Here is a 20,552-nt window from a genome sequence, read left to right as displayed (position 1 = left end):
GACACAGGTGAAGTGATTGTGCCATCAGACGGCACAAATTTTGCAATTGCACATGTTTGCTTGCTAACAAATTTGGTGATCTAAACTGATAACTAAACTGATAACAGAGAGTACTTTAAAAATGCCTACGCGAATTTTTGCCTTGTTGCTGATCGGTGTCTTCGTGACCACAGCGAATGTGGTCGCCCAAGACGTGATCTTATACCGCCCGGTGGTGCAGCCCGTCGCCGCAGTGCCCGTGGTCCCAACACCTGTGGTCCCAACACCTGTTGCTGCAGTACCCGTGGTCCCAGCGCCGTATGCTGCAGCGCGACCTGTGTATTCGGCAGCTTATCCTGTCGCGGCGACTCCGGTCGTTACGTCACCCGTGGTGGTTCAGCGTCCGACACTTGATGCGTCGCAGGCGGTCGTCCCGGTCGTGTCCTACTCGCCCGCGGTTCCCGCAGCCTACGCGGCACCGATTGCTCCCGCACCTGTCGCCGCGGCGCCAGTCGTAGTGCGTCCGAAAGTCTACATCCCAGGCCGCCCGATCTATAATTTCTTTCAGGCGATCACACCTTAGCGGCGTCAACCCGTAGCGGAACTCGTCAAGACTTTCGTTGGTACTGAAAAAGTTAAATTGACATTTGCAAATTTGAAAATGTCAATGTTTTAGTTCCGTCGCAGCCATTGTCGCACGGCTTTCCAAGCCGTTAGCGTGGCGAGCGTTGGATCGTCGCTGTGAGAGAACCCGCAACCGATGATATGAACGGAGACCGGTTGCGTTTCCAGCTTGGAAAGCTGGCCAACAATGGGACTTGACTGGTGCCATGCTAGCTGGAAAAGCCTGTTGAAGAGGACTTCAACAGGCTTGATTCGCTTGATGACAGGATAGCAGGCAATGCCAGATTCGCAGGCTATGGCACATTCACAGGCTAGAAGCCTATGCTACGTTCACAGGCATAGCAGCCTATGCTACGGGTTGCTTATGCCACATTTTCTGTAGGCGGTTTTAGTTGGCTTGGACCTTGATCCGGCGAGGTTTAACCTTCTCGGATTTTGGCAGTCTCAGTGTCAACACGCCGTGTTTCATCTCGGCCGAAATCTTCTCGGCATCGATACTTTCCCCGACCGTAAATGTGCGATGGAAATCACCGGTGCCATATTCACCCATCAGAAATTCACCTTCGTGACGAGCGGCGACTTTTCCATGGATTGTCAACTCGCGATTTTCGAATCGGATATCCAGATCGTCGACGCTGACGCCGGGCAGATCGCCGTAGAGCAACAGCTCCTCTTCGCCCTCCCAAATGTCAAAGCGTGGGACGTAAGTCGATTGATAGGTTTGTTCAGGGCTGACGCTGTCACCCGTTTGTTTGTCCGTATTGCTCATCGTCGTATTCATCACATTTCCTCCGAAAACATTTTGATTGAGAATGGTAGGCGTGGGTGACGCCGCAAACCAGAACCGCTGGTGTCATGCGTCACTTTCGAGTGGGAACGTAAGCCAACACTCAGTTCGCGTTCACCTCGATACGCCGTGGTTTTGCCGCTTCGCTCTTGGGCATCGTCAACGTTAGGATGCCGTTGCTGAAATTCGCGGACACTTTCTCGCTGTCGACGTCGCCAGGCAGATCAAGCGTGCGTCGGAATTTGCCAAACCCGCGTTCTTGTCGATGCCATGCGCCCGCTTCGTGTTCGGGCTGTTTTCGTTCGCCCGAGATCGACAATTGGTTGCCACCCGTGACGTAGATCTCCAAATTATCCAGTTCAAATCCCGGTAATTCAGCTTCCACGTACAATGAACTATCGTCTTCCCACAGATTCATCAGAGGGAAGGATCCACGTCGCGAAGTACCGTTTCCACCGCTGACTTGGCCGAACAGACGGTCCAGTTCGCTGCGAAGCCGATTCACGTCTGCCATCGGTTGCCAATGTGAACTTAACATGACTATTTGCCTCCATAGAAAACTGAGTGAGTTGGGGGAGAGGGTTCATTGGAGTGACTGTCAAAAATGGCACTCCGAACCACTCGTTGACCAAGAAAAAGCAACGAGCGTGCCAATTCGTAAAACGTCCGGCAAAACAGGGGGAGATCGCCTCTGTCTCTGGTTTTTACGGAGACAGACTCAGTTAGCCCCCCGTTCGAAGACCCCGTTCAAAGATATGTTCGCGGGAACCGTGGCTAACGCCAAAACGGCTAACGGGCTTCACCCTCCCGGCGAAGCCGGGACGGGACCGAAGACGAGCCTTCAGTGAGTATTCCGGGGAGGGCCTCGTTGCAGCGGAGACCAACGTAGCATCGATACTCTTGACGGCCGGTTGATTTTTGCAGAAATGTAAATGACCTTGGTGAGTCCAAGGAATGCTCACACCGATTTTGCGGCGGCGGTGTCGGCGGCTAAGAACGACTGTAGATGAGCCACGACGGAGGCGGGTTGGTCGAGCATGACAAAGTGGCGAGCGTTGGCGATTGGCACCCATTGAGCGCCAGGGATGTCCTTTGCCAAACGTTTTCCAAACTTCGCCAGTTGGAATTTGTCATCTTCGCCCCACAACACCAACGTTGGTACGGCGATCCGGTGCAACCGATCGGTGATCTCGGTCGTCTGGTTGGTGTTCAGCGACGCGGCGTTACGGATCAGTGACAATTTGCCGACTTCGGTGTGGTAAGGCGCCAAGAGTCCCTCCATCACTTCGGTCTCGGGCGACGTGGCAAAACCGCTCTTCAGTGCCACGCCTAGCGACGCGATTGTCTTCGATGCCGAAGCAATACTTTTGGCGCTGGGATGTCCAAATTGCAACATCAATTCGATCGGCCACGAGTCATAACAGACCGTGTTCATCACGCACAGTCGCGAGACTCGGTGCGGGAACAGAGTTGCCAATCGCAGCGCCACGCCCCCACCAATGTCATGAGCGACAACCGCGGCCTTGGCGATTCCCAGTTTGTCCATCCACTGGTCAATCATTTCCGCTTGCCGAGTGATCGAGCGGTCAAAGCAGTCACGTCGATCGGAAAAACCGAACCCCAGCAAATCCGGTATCAACGTGCGATGATGCGTTGCCAGTGTAGGCAGCACTTGATGCCACAGGTAACCCCAAACAGGAATCCCATGCAGCAAGATCACCGGATCTTGGTCGGTGTCGTTTCCGCTGCCCTGATCGACATAGCTAACGAAGTGGTCGCCCAATTCCGTTACTTTTTGTAATGCTTGATAATCACGCCAATTCATTTTGCACCTCCGGTGAATTCAGGTCGCTCGTCGTTTTGCGATCTTGGTGGGATTGCGGTCGCGGGGAAAGGCGACCGCAGTAAAGCGTCATCGGGTTGCCAATCTCGCAGACAGATTGCGATGTTCAAAATCAATCCCGGCAGCAGCTGTTCAAACGTTTCACAGCTCTGCAGCGTCTCGTCAAAATCAATTCCTTCACCCTCTAACCTCGCTCGCGACAGGGGGACAGGGTAGGGCAGTTCCGATGCCAAGCGACGCGACCGTTCCCGCAGATGATCTGCGGCGGTCCCATAGGCGGCAGATTGAACCTTGGGTTTGAGTTCCCGCCATACCGCGTCAAGGTAGTTCGGCCAAAGTGCCAAGCTGCGATAATCGCTGTTGATCGAGCGTAGCGAGAGCGTCTCGGTGATGTCGCTAAACAGCGTCTGAAGTTGCGAGGAGCTAGGATTTTCGTCTTCCATCTCCAGTGCGGCCATGTTCGCCGGGATACCGGGTGCGATTCGCTCGGCCGGCTCGGTTGCTGAGTACTGTTTGATCGACAGCTCCCCATCGAGTCCTTGACGCACTGCCGAGGCCAGCAGCAGCAGTTTAGGATTGATGTAGTGATAGAGTTTCAAAATCTCGTGCAATTGAAACGCTTGACTCGGTCCCAGTAACGTTTGCTGTTTCGCGCCGAGATCCCCTAGCGGCCTTGCCAATTCCACCGCGGCCGAGCGAATTTGATCCGAGGATTGTTCAAACATCATCGTTTCGGCGTTAGGACGGACCGTATCCCACAAAACCGGCATCAGCCCTTTGTGCCCGGCCCAGGTGCGAAAGATCAGATTGATGCCGCGTACACGAAGCGTTTGTCGTATTTCGTGGTACACCCGCTCGACTTCGCCAGTCGCTGCGTACTCGGCAACAGGACTCGGTTGTTTCGATCCAAACACGACGTTCTCTCCCTGTGAATATTCGGAATGCCTCGGCGCAGTGTGACGACGATCGCCAACGCAGCGGTTCGGCAATCCGAGGGAAGACGCGAATTCCATGCCGATCACGCACGGTGGCTGCAACATGCAATGCGGCAAGGGGCGGTGAAACGCCAAAAGGATGGTTTAGCACGCTTCTGCGTTGACGTACGCCACCGTCAACGTTGGTTGCGGCGTTTCGAAAATTTGTTCTCCGGTGCCATCGTCGATTGGCGATCCCGTTCCCACGGTGGCCCGAAAGAAAGCAGCGTAGTCGGCGATCCGACGCGTTTGCTGTAAATTGTGCGCGACCACCACGTCGGTATAACGCTCGCGGAAACGGGGCAGCAACTCTTCGACCACGCGGCGTCCGTGAATAATCGCGTCAGTCCAACCTCGCGAAACGGAGGCGAGATGACTCGAACAACAGAAATAGTAAGGTCCGCAGCACGATCACGCGGGTGATCACTGCGTATCCATGCAGAAACCATGTCTGCGATAAGTTCAGCGGGCCAGCGGGACAAAGTATTGGGCCTCGATGATATCGTGAACGTCGCTAGATCTGGCAAATTCGAGGAATGCTTGAAGCCGCGGCGTCGGGGATTGCTTGACGACAAGGTTCAAGGGCCGCGTCAATGGAAAGCTGCCGTTGCGGACGTTCTCAATCGATGCCGCAACGCCTGCCAAGGGCAAAAGTTTGATCGCGACCCCGGCGGCGGCATCGTACTCGGCGCTCCCGATCGAAACGTAGCCGATCGCACCAGGGTTTCCGGCAACTGTCTTGATGCCTTGTTCATTATCGGCAATCACCACGTCGGCTTTGATGTGACGATTTCCAACTTGGATGTACTCGGTGAACAGCTCAAGTGTGGAACGGCCTTCGGCTTTGTTGACGATGGTGATCGGGCCTGCCGTGCCTCCGACGTCACGCCAATCTTTGATGTCGCCGGTATAGATCGCGGCAATTTGGTTGTTCGTCAGTGATGTGATCGGATTTTCGCGGTGCACAATTACCGCGATTCCATCGCGAGCGATCGTGAACGCGGTCAAATCCTGCTCTTCCGATTTTAAGTCGCGTGAGACCATCCCGATATCGACAAGGCCACGGCGAGCGTCCGTGATGCCTCGCGAGCTACCGCCGCCCTGAACATTGACGCGAACTTCCGAATGCATCGACTCGAACCGAGCGGCAATCTTTGCTGCCAACGGCGCAATCGTACTCGAACCGGACAATTCAAGTTGGTTTGTGTTGTCGCTGACGCTGTTGGTGGAACACGAAACGATCACCAGCGGCAGCAGCGCCAAAACGCCAATCGAAAATACTCGTGTGCTTCTCGGATGCTCCTCGGTGCTCACAGCACGTTTCCTATTTCTACGGCGGCAATCAAACGTCATGGCTTCCTCGGCGGGGGGCACGCGAGGCAACTGCGTCAAACACGCCGGCGTACAGTTTTGTTGCCTGAGGTGAAACATCGTGTCGCAAACCGCTATCCGGCCGCCTGAGCCGCGATTCAGCGTGCCGACCTCCATTCGGATCAAACCGTAAAAACAACAACGGCGCATCCGACATCGGCGGCCACAGCAGTCAAAGACGGTGATCGACGGAAATCCTTACAAAAATAATTGCAGAATTCCGTGCTTTGCGAATCGTCAACAAGCGAGTGATTCGCAGCGTTGCCGCTTCTTAGGGAGGGACGCCGGTATCGCTTGGGCCTTTTTCGTGAGGCGAGAAGGGGAGGCAGCCTCCCCCCCCCGAAATTGTCTTGCCGCGTGTCTTGCCACTCGTCTTAGCAAAGCCGACCAGTTGACGACTACGATTGGCTAAGAGGGGGTGCGGATGACCAAGTTGCGAATTTCGGTCATGTCTTCCATCGCGAACACGATTCCCTCACGCCCCAATCCGCTGTCTTTCACGCCGCCGTAGGGCATATTGTCGACTCGCCACGATGGCACATCGCCGATCACCACGCCGCCGACATCCAGGGTGTCCCAGGCTTGATGGGCCTTGTACAGGTCACGCGTGAAAATGCCCGCTTGCAGCCCGAACTTGCTGTGGTTCACTTCGGCAAGCGCGTCGCTGAAATCGGTGAACCGGCTCAGCACCGCGGCTGGTCCAAACGCTTCTTCGTTGCAAAGCGTTTGATCCGCGGGCACATTTTCCAACAGCGTGGCGTCTAACATCGCACCGTCGCGTTCGCCGCCGCACAGCAGTTTGCCACCCGCGGCGACCGCTTCGTGGATCCAGCGATGAAGCCGCTCGGCTTCCGTTTCCGAAATCATTGGCCCGATGAACGTCTGCTCGTCTTTGGGATCGCCAGCGACCAGGGCCTCCGTGGCGGCCACCAGCGAATCACGTAGTGAGTCGTAAATTTCTTCGTGGACGATGATCCGCTGGACTCCGATGCAACTTTGCCCCGACTGGTAGAACGCGCCAAAGACGATGCGTTTGACCGCGTCGTCCAAATCGGCGTCGCGGTCGACGATACAGGCGGCGTTGCCACCAAGTTCAAGCACGACTTTCTTTTTGCCCGCCTTCGACTTCAAGGCCCAACCGACGTCGGGCGAACCAGTGAAACTGAGCAGTTTCAGACGCTCGTCGGTCGTAAACAAATCGGCTCCGTCTCGTGAACAGGGCAGGATCGAAAACGTCCCTTTGGGCAGATCGGTTTCGGCAAGAACTTCGCCGATGATCAAGGCCCCAAGCGGCGTGCGGCTGGCGGGTTTCAACACGAACGGACATCCCACCGCCAGCGCCGGGGCGACCTTGTGAGCGGCAAGGTTCAACGGGAAATTAAAGGGGCTGATAAAAGAACAAGGCCCAATCGGAACACGTTTCCACATCCCACGATAGCCAGCGGCTCGCGACGAAATCTCCAGATTCATCACCTCGCCGCGGATACGTACCGATTCCTCCGCCGCAATCCGAAACGTATCAATTAATCGCGAGACTTCGCCGCGAGCGTCTCGGATCGGTTTCCCCGCTTCGATGCACAACGACATTGCCAATTCATCAGATCGTTCACTGAATCGCTTCACACAGTGATTCAAGATGTCTTGACGCTGGTAGGGTTTCATCTCCGCCAATGCGCCAGCAGCTTCGACACAGCCAGCGATGCCACGGTCGATCGCCGCCGAATCCGCCAGCGCCACCTCGGCTGCAATTTCACCCGAATACTTGTCCAACACTTTCAAGTCGGTATTGGGAGTCAAGGGTTCGTTGGCAAGAAAGTAAGGCCATTTACGTTTCATAGTTGTTCTCGAGAGGTATCGGCACACCCGGGCTGCAGCACTGTGGATCTTGATGTTGGAACGCCATCGCGAACGGATCAAGTCGTTCATCGAGACTGCGTCTGGCTTTGTTATACAGGATCTATCGCAAGTGAGTGTTGAGCAACCCAATGCCGCTTGCCACTCGACGACGTGTCGGTTGCAACCGCCCATTGTTGCACGGCGTTCCAAGCCGTTTGCGTGCCCTGACGATTGACCGTCGCGGCAACCGTCACCGCGTTACTAGCCGAAATTGATTTTACCGAACTCGATCCAAGCAGAAGATAATCCCGAGCGATCGAAAATCATTCAGCGACCTATTTCAGATCAGTCAGCGTGAGCGGACCGAGCGTCAGATCGGATCGCTGGATCATCGCGTCCATAATAATGGGGTTCAGATCACAGTCGCTGGCCACCACCGAACGCAAATAGTAATAGCCTGGTCCTGAATCACGCGTCTGCATCTCGTAAATTGCCAAAACCGCAGGAGGACGATGTTCCGGTAATCGCAGCAGCCGCCATAACATCGTCAGCGAACTGACCGGTTGATCGGGAGGAACCGTTTTGATGGCAACAAATGGTTTCATCGGTATCGCAACCCCATCGATGTGCCCGTCGATAGGTCCGCCAATAAATTCGACCGCTCGCAAGTAGTTGGTAGACATCAGCTCATCCCCCCCATGACATTTTGCTTATTGATTAGTGCAATCGATGTGCCATTTTGTTGAGTTAGCGGAAGCCAAATTGACGATCGGTTTGACGACACGTTATCGCTTCCTCGGCACGCCGTTACTGCGGTGGTGCACTTGGGATCGACTTCAGTAAACGGACGATTGTCCGCCGTTCTTTGATTTGCCTGTGTCACCGCCGCACATCAGATCTCACTTCCAACCTCAAGATCTCACTTCCAACCTCACTACCGCGTTGCTCGATCCCTAGCGAGCCGGTTTGCTGTCATGCTTTGACGGCAAAGGCGACTGCACAGCAGATGACTGTACGAGCAATGACGACGCTGTTGATCCGCAACTTGGACCGTCGTTGACGCGATTTCGGGATCAGAGACGAGCGAAAACGTGTCCCCTCGTTCGTGACGCTTCCCCGGGGGGCAGCGGGTTGCTCGCCAAGCACACGAAAATTCAAGTTTGTTTTGCTTCCAGCCTACTTTCCGACCGGTTCGCTCGCGATTGCGTCGGTACCGCAACGTGTTGAAGTATATCTCCTCGGATGTAAGCAGTGGTGATCAATTAAGCATCGCGTATGAGAAAAATATGAAAATTTTTGCGGCCGTCTCGGCGGCCTGTTGCAACTCCATTGCGGCGCCGGGGGTGTCTCGAGCTCAATTTACTTGCCGACGTTCAGTCGCCGCAGCACGTTGAGCATCGTTTTGCTCAGTGGAGTCAATCGTGTACGGCTGAATTGATCCCCTAGTTTTCGGATCGCTTCGGCCTGCGTCGGATAGGGGTGAATTGCGGAACCTATTTTTCCCAATCCGACTCCCGCGGTCATCGCCAGCGTGATTTCCGAGATCATGTCTCCTGCGTTCTCTGCGACGATTGTCGCGCCCACAATATTGTCGGTTCCCTTCTTCGTCAGCACCTTCACAAACCCGTCGTCTTGCCCCTCCAAGATCGCTCGGTCGACGTCGCTAAAGTGCTGGATATAGGTATCAATTTCAATTCCCGCCTTGGCCGCTTCCTTTTCATACATCCCGACATGCGCCACCTCGGGCGAGGTGTAGGTGGCCCAAGGAATGATCAAGTCACTCGCTTTCTTTTTTCCAAACGGCCCCACGGCGAACAACGCATTTTGAATCACGATCCTGGCTTGGAAATCGGCCGCGTGCGTGAACTTGTATTTCGAGCAAATGTCGCCCGCGGCATAGATGCGGGGGTGGGTCGTTTGTAAGTGATCGTTCACCTCGACTCCCGATGCGTCATATTTGACACCGACCGCTTCGAGATTCAGCCCCTCGGTATTCGGCGCACGTCCCACGGCGACCAGCAGTTGATCGACGACCACTTCTTTGAGTTCGCCCTTTTGCGTGACCTGAACTCGAACGGCGCCATCGTCTTCTGGACTGAGTTTCATATCGGCGGCGTCCAAGAACAGATTGATGCCATCATGTTCAAAATGTTTTTGCACCACTGCAGCCGCATCGGAATCCTCGCGAGGCAGCAGATGATGCCCACGTTCAAATAAAAACACCTCGCTGCCCAAGCGAGCGAACGTTTGAGCCATCTCGCTGCCGATCGGTCCACTGCCAACAATCCCAAACCGTTTGGGTAATTCCGTCAGCGAAAACAAATTTTCGTTCGTCAAATACGAAACGGTGTCGAGTCCCGGGATCGGTGGCGCCGAGGCACGAGCCCCCGAAGCGATCACCGCTTTCTTGAACTTTAACTCGCTGACGGAACCATCTTCACGCGTCACGTTGAGCGTGTTGTCGTTGACGAACGACCCTTTGCCGAAAAAGACATCGATCCCCATTTCGGAAAAACGCTTGGCCGAATCATTGGGGCTGATCTTGGACCGCAATCGCCGCATCCGCTGCATCGTTTTTGCAAAATCAACCTCGACGCCCTCCGGAACATGCACGCCGTAGGGTTCGGCATCACGAACCGACGCTGCAACTCGCGCCGCACGAATCACTCCTTTGGATGGCACGCAGCCCACATTCAAGCAGTCTCCCCCCATCAACTCACGCTCGATCAAGGCGACGCGAGCCCCCAGTCCCGCTGCGCCCGCCGCGGTCACCAGTCCCGCGGTTCCTGCGCCGATCACCACCAAGTGGTATTCGCCGCTTGGTTTCGGATTGACCCAATCAGGCGGATGCACGTTGGCTTCGAGCGACTGGTTGTACTCGTCGTGAGGTTGCAGTTGAATCAGTTTCGAAGACATCGATGATTCGCTTGTGGTAGAAGTTCGTTTGTTGAAAAGTTCGCTGTTCGTCGACATGCATTTAGCCTATTTTGATAGTTGTACCGTACACACCGATCGCAGATCGATCAGCGACAATGGACAAAGATGATTCAGTTAGCAGGGGGACGCCGTGATCGCCAACTCCTTACAAAAAGATTCTTGGAAAGATAAATGAGCGACCGTTTTCGCTCTCCATCAAAGAATTCGCTGTTTTTCGAATCTTTGATGTAAGGAAAGGCTCACCACTTCGTCGTTGTCACCAAGGAGCGTCGGTAGCGTTTTCGGACCCGGCTGCCACACTAATTATTTCTCGTCGCATTAAAGAGTTTGTTGATCGCTCATGTCGCAACCCAAAACATCGCTGCAACATCGTGGCAACCCGCTGGCCAACCCGACCGAGCAATTGGTCGTGCTGATGCCACCGCGTGGTACCGAAAAGTTCGCGGCGAAGCTAAGCGAATCGGGATTCGAGCGGCTCGCCAGCGATCGTATCGAAATCTTGCAAGTCAATATTGGCAAGCTTTGCAACATGACTTGCAGCCATTGTCACGTCGACGCAGGTCCCGATCGCCGCGAAAACATGACGCGGGAAACCGTCGATGCCTGTATCGGTGTCTTGCGAGATCATCCTCAAATCAAAACACTCGATTTGACGGGGGGCGCGCCGGAGATGAATCCAAATTTCAAGCACTTTGTTCGCCAAGCACGCTCACTCGGACGGCATGTGATCGATCGCTGTAACTTGACCATCCTGTTGGCCAAAGGGTTTACCGAGATGCCCGAGTTTTTGGCTGAAAACCAAGTCGAAATTGTCGCCTCGCTGCCTTGCTATTTGGAAGAAAATACCGATTCGCAACGAGGTGACGGCGCGTTCTCGAAGTCGGTCCAAGCCTTAAAACGACTCAACGATTTGGGCTACGGTCACCCCGGCAGCGGGCTGATGTTAACGCTGGTCTATAACCCGGTCGGCGCCTCTTTGCCGCCAGACCAACAGTCGTTGGAGTGTGCCTACCGAAAAGAGCTCGACGCTCGCTTTGGAATTCAGTTCAACCGTTTGTTCACGATCACGAACATGCCCGTCAGCCGTTATTTGGAATACTTGGTGCAAACGAATGAGTTTGACACCTACATGCAGAAGCTTGTCGACGCCTACAACCCGGCCTCGGTCGACGGTTTGATGTGCCGCAACACACTGTCGGTCGGCTGGGATGGTCGTCTGTTCGATTGCGATTTCAATCAAATGTTGGATTTGCAAGTCGACAAGGGGAACCCGACTCATATCCAAGACTTTGACTACGAAGCACTCTCTAAACGCCAGATCATCGTCGGCCAACATTGTTTCGGCTGCACCGCCGGTGCCGGATCGGGCTGCCAAGGCGCGATCGCCAAATAAAACCCCCCTGCCCTCCCCCGCCGCAGCGAAACTCCTCGCAGCGAAACTCCTCGTAGAGTTTCGGCGGCCATCCCTTTTTTGAAACTCGCCGAGAATTTCAATCGTCTCGCGTCGCGAACCTTGCGTAGCGTTTCGATCCACGCAGCGAAATGCGAAAGTCTCTGCGACTTTCGCTACGACCTGGATCTCCAAATCCCCATCCCCCGTCAGAAAAAATATCCTCCTTTTCCGAAACTACAACTAGACGACCGGTCTAATTATGGCGATAGTGGTTTGTATGAACGTCAAACACTCCGATACGCGAACCCACATCCTGGCCCAAGGCCGAGCGGTGATGGCACAAAAGGGCTTCAACGCCGTCGGGCTGACCGAACTGCTGAAATTGGCGAATGTCCCCAAAGGCTCGTTCTACCACTACTTCGAATCGAAAGAAAAATTCGGCCAAGCGTTGATCCAAGATTACGTCGCTACTTACATGGACGATCTGGAATCGCTGCTGGACGACGCCGGCGGGACCGCCGCGAACCAATTGCTCGCCTATTTCCGCTGCTGGCAACAATCGCAAACCGACGAATGCACCTCCAATAAATGTCTGGTCGTCAAGCTCAGCGCCGAGATCGCCGACTTCTCAGTCGAAATGCGTGAAGCACTCCAACACGGCACCGACCGCGTGATCGCTCGCTTGGCTAGCCTGATCGAAGCGGGGATCGACGATGGATCGATCCACGCCGACGTTCCCGCTGGCGAACTCGCCGAATGGCTGTACCAACTTTGGCTCGGAGCCAGTCTGCTCGACAAATTACGTAAAAACGGAGCCGCGTTCGATGACGCAATGCGGCTGACCGAGCGTCTAATCGACGCCACCAAAACTTAAAAATTTTATTTGAATCACTCACTAGCCGACCGGTCTATTTTGGCCGGTCCATTTAAGGACAAAAAAAAAATGATGGATAACTTTGATTTTCGAAACCCGACCCAGATCCTCTTTGGCGAAGGTCGCGTTGCCGATCTGGACTCCCAAATCCCCGCCGACGCCCGTGTGCTGGTGCTCTACGGTGGACAGAGCGCCCAGCGCAATGGGACGCTCGACGAAGTGCGTGCCGCGCTAGGCAAACGCAACGTTGTTGAATTCGGCGGGATCGAAGCCAACCCCCGCTTCGCAACCTTGATGCGAGCGGTGGAATTAGCACGCCGTGAAAACATCGATTTCTTACTGGCGGTGGGTGGCGGCTCCGTCGTCGATGGAACCAAGTTTGTCGCCGCAGCGATCCCGTTTGCTGGCGACACGTGGAGCATTTTGACCGAGCACGGCGCGAACGTTACGGCCGCTGTCCCGTTTGGAACCGTGTTGACGTTGCCCGCCACCGGATCGGAGATGAATCATGGCTCGGTGATCACGAACGACGCCGTCAAGGCGAAGCTGGCCTTTATGAGCTCGCATGTGTACCCCGCCTTTTCAGTTCTCGATCCGACCAAGACTTACACTTTGCCCCAGCGACAACTCGCCAACGGCGTTGCTGACGCGTTCGTCCACATCATCGAGCAATATTTGACTTATCCCGTCGACGCGATGGTGCAAGATCGTTTTGCCGAAGGTTTGTTGCAAACGTTGATCGAGTTGGCACCTCGGTTGAAGGAAGACGATCATGACTACGCGGCGCGGGCCAACTTTATGTGGACGACCACGTGGGCGTTAAACGGTATGATCGGCGCCGGCGTCCCGCAGGACTGGGCGTCGCACATGATCGGCCACGAATTGACCGCGTTATACGACATCGATCACGCTCGTACGCTGGCCATCGTGCTGCCATCACTGATGAACGAGATGCGTGATGCCAAACGCGAGAAATTGCTGCAGTACGCCGAGCGTGTTTGGGGAATCGACACCGGAGACGACGCGAGTCGAATTGACCAAGTTATCGAGCGAACACGTGAATTCTTTGAAGAGCTCGGCATCCCCACAACGCTCGCGGCATATGATCTGGGCAGCGAAGCGGTCGACGCGGTAGTCGAGCAACTCGAGTCGCATGGTATGACGGCGTTGGGCGAACGACAACAAGTCACGCTGGACGTCAGCCGCCGTATCCTCGAGTCCGCACTCGCTCCGGCACAACTCACAGTCTAATTTTCATCCGTAGTGAAAGTCGATTGTATCCCTGAAGGATATTGAATTTAACGTAGCCTAGGCTTCCAGCCTGGGAGCGTAGTTTAGGCTTCCAGTCTGGGAGCGGAATCTAGGCTTCCAGTCTGCGTTTGCTGTGGTTCCCAGGCTGGAAGCCTAGGCTACGTTACGTCACCAACCCTCCATCCCCAAAGCATCAATTTCATGTCTGATTACGCCAAGCAAAACCGACGCATCGTTCTGAACTCACGTCCCGACGGCGCCCCAAGACCGGATAACTTTCGGCTCGAAACGGTCGATATACCGGAGCTCGCCGCAGGTGAAGTCTTGTTGCGGACCGAGTACCTTTCGTTGGACCCGTACATGCGAGGCCGCATGAATGACGGTCCGTCTTACGCACCTGCGGTCGCGGTGGGGGACGTGATGGTGGGCGGCACCGTCAGCCGAGTGGAACAGTCCAAAAACTCAGGATTTGCCGAGGGAGATCGGGTGCTGGGCTACAGCGGATGGCAAGACTTTGCGGTGTCACGCGGCACCGATCTGATCAAGCTGGACGCTAACATGCCGCATCCCTCGTGGGCGCTTGGCGTGCTGGGGATGCCGGGCTTTACCGCCTACATGGGGCTGCTTGAAATTGGCCAGCCTAAGGCGGGGGAAACGGTCGTTGTAGCCGCGGCGACCGGCGCGGTCGGTTCGGTCGTGGGCCAGATCGCGAAGCTGAAAGGATGCCGAGTCGTCGGTGTCGCAGGCGGTGCAGAGAAGTGCCGGATTGCACGCGAAGAGCTGGGCTTTGATGAATGCATCGATCACCGTGCCAGCGACTTTGCCGAGCAATTGGCGGCAGCCTGCGGCGATGGGATCGACGTCTACTTTGAAAGCGTGGGCGGCAAGGTATTCGATGCGGTGACTCCGCTGTTGAATGTCAAAGCACGGATCCCGCTATGCGGATTGATCGCGAACTACAATGACACCGAGCCGCCAGCGGGCCCGGATCTGCGGCCGCAATTGATGATGACGATGTTGGTCAAACGGATCAAGATGCAAGGGTTTATCATCTTCGACGACTACGGTCCGCGCTACAACGAATTTGTTGCCGAGATGGAAAAGTGGGTACGTGAAGGCAAGGTTCAAGTCAACGAAGATATCGTCGACGGACTCGAAAATGCACCCGAGGCATTCATGGGACTGCTCAAAGGCAACAACTCCGGCAAACTTGTGATCCGCGTCTAACACGGTCACGGAGTGTTAGGGATCGGTCGTTCCAGATTTGCTCCCAATCGTCGCACGGCTTTCCAAGCCGTTAGCGTGAACGCGGGTTACTTCGTCGCAGCAAGATTAACCGCGACCAGTCAGTCGACCGCTCCCCGTTTGCGGTTCCAGCTTGGAAAGCTGGCCGACCATGATTTACGCCATGTTTCGTATTAAACCACGCGATGTCGCAAGGGGTGTTCGGTGACCGGATCGTGCTCGCTTCGATCCTGATGTTCTTCTGCCCGGATGATCCGGCTGTACGCTGCCACGCCAGGCAGCGCGGTCATTCCGTGCACCAGTACGCTGAGTGTCGCAGTCAAAATCACCACGTTGAACAGCGAGTCGCCATGTGGAAACGTGTGTTCGCTGGTGACCAACAACGCGAAGATCACCGACGCCAACCCTCGGGGGCCGAACCAACCCATAAACAGCATCGTCGATCGATGCAGCTTGGTTCCGATCAACGAGACGGTGACGGGGATCATACGAATCACCGTCAAGCTAAGAATCGCGTACAACCAATCGCTCCATCCCGCGGCTCGAAACGCGGGGACGACCAGCACTGCACCGAACAGCAAGAATGTGACAAGCGAAAGCAGCTGCCCTTCGGTCTCGGCAAAATTTTGAATCACCGGCTTTACCGATTGAGTCATCGACGCGATCGCGAGTCCTGCGGAAAACGCCGCGATAAACGCGTTTCCGTCGACGGTCGTCGCGATACTCCATGCCAAGATCGCCAAGGCGATTCCCGATAGCTGCATAAAACTGTCCATCACCCAGCCTTTGGCGGTGGCAAAATCGAGCAATTTGCCTCCGATCGCTCCGACTGCCACACCGACGACGGGCCCGAGTGTGACTTGTTTCGCCCAAAACAAGAGCCAGTGGGTGACGGATTCGGAATCGGACGTGACTGCCGCCAGTGAAGCGAACAGCAGCACAAATGGCACCGCGATTCCATCGTTCAGTCCACTTTCGACATTTAGTGCTTGTCGAATTCGCTGCGGCACGCGAGAACTACTGACGACGGCTTGCCCAAGTGCCGCGTCGGTCGGAGCTAAAATCGCTGCCAACAATGCTGCTTCCCAAACCGTAAATTCCGGAAAGATCCACCAAGCGGCGAGCATTCCCAACCCGATCGTCAGCGGCATGCCAATACTGAGCAATCGGACGGGGTATCCAAGCTCGCGAGTCAACACGCGAACATCGATCCGCGATGCATCGGTAAACAACAAGATGACCAGCGTCAGTTCGGCGACTTTCTCGATCAGTTTTGCAAGATCCAGTTCCACCGACAACGTCAAGATCTCCGACAGCATGACTCCGGCGGCGACAAAACAGAGCGGGGCGGTCAACAGCGTTTTGGGAATGATCGCGGAGACGAGCGCGTAACACAGCACCACAAACGCCGACACGAGTAACAAATGTTCCATGAAAGGTCTTAGGTTGGGGAAAACGGACGCTGCAAGGGAGAAACAAATCGCGTGAATCCTAATGCTACCAAGCAGCCGGTGTCTTCACGAATCCTCAGGTTTTTAGTCGTTTTGGCGATGGCCACGGATACCGCGTTGGAGCGGTTCCCGTATTGCTGCGAACGAAAACTGGAAAAAAATTTTGTAAGGCAACGGCGCTTCTTTCGTCTGCGGTGTGTATAAAACCCACCCCACTTTGTTTTCATTCACGGAAGGTTAAGGAACAACCCCATGATTCACACTCTCACCAAAACGCTTGCATTTGCCTTGTTCGTCACTCTGGTCGGTGGATCAAGGGTGCATGCGGGATCGCCGGTCTTCGTCGGAACCCAGGTTTCATCGCATCTGTCGATGGACCGAATCGATCACTCTCGCTGGGACTCGCTGCTACGCAAATATGTCGATACCAACGGCAGAGTAAATTACAAGGCACTCAAGGCGTCCGGTAGTGACGTCCAGGTCCTGAATCAGTACTTGAAACAATTGTCGGCCGCTGGCGTAACGGCTCCGGCGTCCAGGGATGCAACGCTCGCGTTTTGGATCAATGCCTACAACGCAGTAACGGTCCACGGCATTCTGCGAGAATACCCGACCACCAGCATTCGCAATCACACCGCCAAGTTGTGGGGTTACAACTTGTGGAAAGATTTGCAGTTGTATGTGGGCGGCAAGCCTTATTCGCTGGAGCAAATTGAACATGAAGTGCTGCGGAAAATGGAAGAACCCCGCATCCACTTTGCAATTGTTTGTGCCTCAATCGGCTGCCCACGACTGCTGAACGAGGCGTATGTTGCCGATCGGGTCCAGCAGCAATTGGAACTCAATACAAAGGACTTCTTCGCTCGCACTCAAAACTTTCAGTATGACGAAGGGCGAAATCGAATTGAGCTCTCGGCGATCCTGAATTGGTTCGGCGAAGATTTCGGCAGCAACCAAGCGGCCGTGCTACAGCGGATTGCACCGTGGTTGCCCAACGAGGCCGCTCGCAATGCCGCGTTACAAAACACGGCCACGGTCAGCTATCTGGAATACGACTGGAACCTCAACGCCCAGTAGAGCCGGCTCTCTCCTCGTTCCCAGGCTCCCGCCTCCTCTTCTCCGTAGCGGAACTCGTCAAGAGTTTCGGCACCCGCCAACATCCCACGAACCCTGCGTCTCTCGGCGCGTCGGCAAATCGGGATGCATAGAAAAGGTGAAATTGTAAATTGACAATTGAAAATTGCTGACTTCACAGCCACGGATGTGGCGACAGCATGTGGCCTTGGGCGCGAGGCACAAGGAAACCAGCTTCCCTCACTTCCCCCACGGCTTCGCCCGCCCGGGCGAAGCCGGGAGGGTCGGAAAACGAGCCTTCAGCGAGTTTTCCGGGGAGGGCAACGTGGCTGCTAAATCGAACCTTCTACCTCTAACACACCGAGGCCCCAACGGGAAACTCTCTCCATTGTCGGCCAGCTTTCCAAGCTGGAACCGCTAAAGTTGAACAATCAATTGTCAGTACATCAGTGCAAGCGTCTCTCTCGCTCTGGCGTCTAACCACGACGCACGCCAACGGCTTGGAAAGCCGAGCGACAATGCTTCCCCGTAGCGAAACTCGCGAAAAGTTTCGGAACCGCACGGATATGCCGCCATCGAAAGTCTTGACGACTTCCGCTACGCAGAAATGCAATGCTTCGCAGCGTTGCATTTCAGTCTCCCTCGCGATTGCCTGATCGCTTACGCGCCACGGCTCAATCGGTTAGTCATTCATGACCGGTGGCGAAGTGACTTTCTCCATCGCTTGGCCGCAGCACAGGAATTGTGTTTTGCAATCGTTGCAATCACAGCCTTTGGTGACGTGGATCTCCATTTCGCATTTTGCACAGCGGTACATGTCGCCGATCTTGGGGGCTTCGATTTTGGGGCTCATGATGGTTCCTTTGATAGGTTTACGTGGTTATCTTCCAAGACCAACCAACGCAAACGCTGTTCCATTCACCGGCGGCCTACAAGTCCTGGCTGTGATAGAAAGAGCACGCCGCGAAACCGACAAATGCCGATCCGTGAGAACAAGGCCAGCCGCGTGGCGTCTTAGGCCATTTTTAAAATGGACGGCGCCGCGCGACTGACCCCACGGAACATTGATGTGACCGGCGGGTTACCCCGTCGCGTTATTGTCGCGATGGCTCACGCGTGTTCGATTGGGAGTTGGTTCGGTCATCTTCGAACTTCTTGGCCAGCTGCTTTGTTTTCTCCAAGTGCATTTGAACTTTGCTTGAAGCTTGTTGAACGATCGGCTGCAATGTTTGCGGGCCGTTGCTTTCGATCGCTTGCAGTTCCGCCAGCAGCATTATGTGAGCCACAGTTTGCTGACCCAAAAAGGCCATGTTGAAATCTTGACCTTCGAAGTTGTTAAGCATCTCTTTGGTCATTTTGAGAGCATTGTCGTAGGCCTGTTCGCCGATTTGACAGAGCTCTTTGGGCACGGTTTGAGTGCCCCATTGGGTCATCCGGTCGCTGGTGGTTTGCGAATGAGCGGCAGCTTGGTTACCCGTAGAAGCGTTGTTGCCAGCTTGAGATTGACCCGTTTGCGATTGGCCTGTTGTCGACTGATGCGTCTGCGATTGGCCCGACTGGGAATTTCCCGCATGTTGCTTCAGTGTTTGGTTCAGCGCTTGGTGATCTTGGATCAGCATTTGGGCGAATTGTTTGACCTCTTGGTTATCGGACTTTTGCTGAGCCAGCTTCGCAAGTTCGATCTCCGCTTCATTGGACTTGATCAGTTTTTGCACCAAGGCTTGCGTGACCGTGGGACCTTGTTGTTGCTGCGAGTTTGTCGCGACGCGGCGAGCTTCATAACGATCGCTTTGATCGTTTTGCGATCCCGCTGGCTGGTCGGTGATCTGGCTAGGCAGTGTCGTTGGTTGGCCAGGCTGATTGGGTTGGACGATCGGCGGACTGGTTTGCACGCCCGGTTGATCGAGCGTCGTTTGCGCCGCGGCGGTCGAAAGACCCGAAATTGCCGCGACTGAAAGCGCTGCGGCAGAGAAACGTAACTTGGACATGGGGGAACTCCTGAGATCGAACAAGGAGGTGATTGCCACGACAACCGCGTCGTGACCAACGTCCCAAAATCTGCTGCACGTCCCGTTCCCAATCAACATGGCGATCACCACCCTTACGCACGACAACCAAAAGGACCGGAGCCGAAAAAACTAACCGAAAATGATATCAATCAGAAGAAACGTCAATAGAGTGACGAGGGCTCTGCAAAGTGGGATAGGCTTCCAGCCTGTCATCGTGTGCAAGGCATCCGGTCTCCCCTTCCCTCGTAGCGAAACTTGTCAAAAGTTTCGTTCCCTGCATGCCCACCGCAACGAAAGTCTCGCCGAATTCCGTTACCGAATTCACCCGCCCAGCGCAGCGGGGAGGGGCGGAAAACGAGCCCACGTCGAGTTTTCCGGGGAGGGCAACGTGGCAGCAGAAACCGACGTTCCATCAACAAGCCAACAAGAGTTTCGGCACCGAAAACACTAAACGAAGCTCTTGCCACGTGTTAGCAAACCGAAAACATTGAAAAGGTTAAATTGACAATTGTAAATTGAAAATTGCTGACTTCTCAGCCACAGACGTGGCGGCAGCATGTAGCCTTGGGCGCGAGGCCCAAAGAAACCATTCTCATTGCAGACGTCTCTCTCGCTGCGGCGTCTTATCACGGCGCACGCCATCGGCTTGGAAAGCCGAGCGACAATGCCCCGTAGCGAAACTTGTCAAAAGTTTCGGCACCCACCATCGTCGGCCAGCTTTCCAAGCTGGAACCGCCAGTGCTGAACGCCCCATTCTCAGTGTAGACGTCTCTCTCGCTGCGGCGTCTAACCACTCTCGCACGCCATCGGCTTTGAAAGCCGAGCGACAATGCCCCGTAGCGGAACTTGTCAAAAGTTTCGGCACCAACCATCGTCGGCCAGCTTTCCAAGCTGGAACCGCCAG

General features: G+C 55.1%; 19 protein-coding genes. 6 read left to right on the top strand and 13 right to left on the bottom strand.

The features are described from left to right. Positions 1–121 precede the first annotated feature (121 nt). Positions 122–562: a hypothetical protein gene (locus ABD971_RS12190; RefSeq protein WP_345322402.1), complete on the top strand. Its 441-nt coding sequence runs from the start codon at positions 122–124 to the stop codon at positions 560–562. Positions 563–991: 429 nt separating this feature from the next. On the opposite strand, the gene ABD971_RS12185 is transcribed toward ABD971_RS12190, so the two are convergent. From ABD971_RS12185 to ABD971_RS12145, 9 genes are all read right to left on the bottom strand, one after another. After that, complete coding sequence (locus ABD971_RS12185) at positions 992–1,384, bottom strand: Hsp20/alpha crystallin family protein (protein ID WP_339946690.1); 393 nt, start codon at positions 1,382–1,384, stop codon at positions 992–994. Positions 1,385–1,493: 109 nt separating this feature from the next. Next, positions 1,494–1,928 (bottom strand): Hsp20/alpha crystallin family protein, encoded by a 435-nt coding sequence (locus ABD971_RS12180; RefSeq protein ID WP_345322400.1) that lies wholly within the window; start codon positions 1,926–1,928, stop codon positions 1,494–1,496. A 420-nt stretch (positions 1,929–2,348) separates the two neighbouring features. Continuing rightward, a complete protein-coding gene (locus tag ABD971_RS12175) occupies positions 2,349–3,215 on the bottom strand; it encodes an alpha/beta fold hydrolase (protein ID WP_345322398.1) in 867 nt (288 codons plus the stop codon). Then, complete coding sequence (locus tag ABD971_RS12170; RefSeq protein WP_345322396.1) at positions 3,212–4,147, bottom strand: halocarboxylic acid dehydrogenase DehI family protein; 936 nt, start codon at positions 4,145–4,147, stop codon at positions 3,212–3,214. Before ABD971_RS12170 ends, ABD971_RS12175 begins: the two co-directional genes overlap by 4 nt. Before the next feature lie 165 nt (positions 4,148–4,312). Then, positions 4,313–4,528, bottom strand: a complete 216-nt coding sequence (locus tag ABD971_RS12165; protein ID WP_345322394.1) for an ATP-binding cassette domain-containing protein — start codon at positions 4,526–4,528, stop codon at positions 4,313–4,315. Positions 4,529–4,669: 141 nt separating this feature from the next. Further along, a complete protein-coding gene (locus ABD971_RS12160) occupies positions 4,670–5,521 on the bottom strand; it encodes a phosphate ABC transporter substrate-binding protein (RefSeq protein WP_345322392.1) in 852 nt (283 codons plus the stop codon). Between the two features lie 465 nt (positions 5,522–5,986). Beyond that, the gene (locus tag ABD971_RS12155) at positions 5,987–7,414 is read right to left on the bottom strand and encodes an aldehyde dehydrogenase family protein (RefSeq protein WP_345322390.1); all 1,428 of its coding nucleotides are present in this window, start codon (positions 7,412–7,414) and stop codon (positions 5,987–5,989) included. A gap of 335 nt (positions 7,415–7,749) precedes the next feature. Continuing rightward, positions 7,750–8,097 (bottom strand): hypothetical protein, encoded by a 348-nt coding sequence (locus ABD971_RS12150; protein ID WP_339946697.1) that lies wholly within the window; start codon positions 8,095–8,097, stop codon positions 7,750–7,752. Between the two features lie 676 nt (positions 8,098–8,773). Beyond that, entirely contained in the window at positions 8,774–10,330 is a 1,557-nt protein-coding gene (locus tag ABD971_RS12145; RefSeq protein WP_345322387.1) for a mercuric reductase, read from the bottom strand. 361 nt (positions 10,331–10,691) lie between these two features. Here ABD971_RS12145 and arsS point away from each other — a divergent pair, with 361 nt between their 5' ends. The 4 genes from arsS (at position 10,692) to ABD971_RS12125 (ending at position 15,096) form a co-directional block, all read left to right on the top strand. Continuing rightward, positions 10,692–11,744: an arsenosugar biosynthesis radical SAM (seleno)protein ArsS gene (arsS, locus tag ABD971_RS12140; protein WP_345322385.1), complete on the top strand. Its 1,053-nt coding sequence runs from the start codon at positions 10,692–10,694 to the stop codon at positions 11,742–11,744. 277 nt (positions 11,745–12,021) lie between these two features. Beyond that, the gene (locus ABD971_RS12135) at positions 12,022–12,618 is read left to right on the top strand and encodes a TetR/AcrR family transcriptional regulator (RefSeq protein WP_345322383.1); all 597 of its coding nucleotides are present in this window, start codon (positions 12,022–12,024) and stop codon (positions 12,616–12,618) included. 69 nt (positions 12,619–12,687) lie between these two features. Further along, positions 12,688–13,869: an iron-containing alcohol dehydrogenase gene (locus ABD971_RS12130; protein WP_345322381.1), complete on the top strand. Its 1,182-nt coding sequence runs from the start codon at positions 12,688–12,690 to the stop codon at positions 13,867–13,869. A gap of 201 nt (positions 13,870–14,070) precedes the next feature. Further along, positions 14,071–15,096, top strand: coding sequence for an NADP-dependent oxidoreductase (locus ABD971_RS12125; RefSeq protein ID WP_345322379.1), 1,026 nt, complete (start codon positions 14,071–14,073; stop codon positions 15,094–15,096). Positions 15,097–15,287: 191 nt separating this feature from the next. On the opposite strand, the gene ABD971_RS12120 is transcribed toward ABD971_RS12125, so the two are convergent. Beyond that, positions 15,288–16,547 carry a cation:proton antiporter gene (locus ABD971_RS12120; RefSeq protein WP_345322377.1) on the bottom strand — a complete coding sequence of 420 codons (1,260 nt, stop codon included), beginning with the start codon at positions 16,545–16,547 and terminating at the stop codon, positions 15,288–15,290. A gap of 270 nt (positions 16,548–16,817) precedes the next feature. On the opposite strand from ABD971_RS12120, the gene ABD971_RS12115 reads away from it, so the two are divergent. Further along, on the top strand, positions 16,818–17,642 hold the full coding sequence (locus ABD971_RS12115) for a DUF547 domain-containing protein (RefSeq protein ID WP_345322375.1): 825 nt from the start codon (positions 16,818–16,820) through the stop codon (positions 17,640–17,642). Positions 17,643–18,321: 679 nt separating this feature from the next. On the opposite strand, the gene ABD971_RS12110 is transcribed toward ABD971_RS12115, so the two are convergent. The 3 genes from ABD971_RS12110 to ABD971_RS12100 all read right to left on the bottom strand — a co-directional run. Continuing rightward, positions 18,322–18,492 carry a hypothetical protein gene (locus ABD971_RS12110; RefSeq protein WP_345322373.1) on the bottom strand — a complete coding sequence of 57 codons (171 nt, stop codon included), beginning with the start codon at positions 18,490–18,492 and terminating at the stop codon, positions 18,322–18,324. A 241-nt stretch (positions 18,493–18,733) separates the two neighbouring features. Next, positions 18,734–19,627 (bottom strand): DUF4142 domain-containing protein, encoded by an 894-nt coding sequence (locus ABD971_RS12105; RefSeq protein ID WP_345322371.1) that lies wholly within the window; start codon positions 19,625–19,627, stop codon positions 18,734–18,736. A 647-nt stretch (positions 19,628–20,274) separates the two neighbouring features. Beyond that, positions 20,275–20,552: hypothetical protein (locus ABD971_RS12100; protein WP_345322369.1), on the bottom strand; the 278-nt coding region annotated here is incomplete at its 5' end.

The organism is Novipirellula rosea (assembly GCF_039541335.1).
GTDB lineage: Bacteria > Planctomycetota > Planctomycetia > Pirellulales > Pirellulaceae > Novipirellula > Novipirellula rosea.
This window is presented reverse-complemented; position numbering and strand designations above follow the sequence as displayed.